1 protein-coding gene is annotated in these 299 nt (G+C 38.5%); it reads right to left on the bottom strand.

The annotated features are described in order from the left end of the window. Positions 1–299, bottom strand: a 299-nt coding sequence (locus V6246_RS18265; RefSeq protein ID WP_341561875.1) for a hypothetical protein, incomplete at both ends; no start/stop codon positions are given.

Below are 299 nucleotides of genomic sequence, written 5' to 3'. Positions count from 1 at the left end.
ATAAATTCAGTGGTGGTTTTATCGATATAAAAAAACACATTAGCGTCTGTAAAATGCCAAAACACGGTTTCTACATCGTCAGGATTAATATCCGATAAATCTCGAACAAAGGCATATGTTTTACCATTTAGAAGTTTATGCGTACCACCACCATAAACAATCATTAAACTTTCAGTGGCATTCCATGCTTGAGTAGAACTATACATAGGCGCAATAAATTGACCAGACGGCGCTTCCGTAATACGGCGAATATCTGTTCTAGGAAATGAAGGGTCGGCAACCACACTTAAATAACCCGG

The organism is Algibacter sp. TI.3.09 (assembly GCF_038154905.1).
Lineage (GTDB): Bacteria > Bacteroidota > Bacteroidia > Flavobacteriales > Flavobacteriaceae > Algibacter.
The sequence above is the reverse complement of the archived record's forward strand: the minus strand, read 5'-3'. Positions and strand labels throughout refer to the sequence as shown.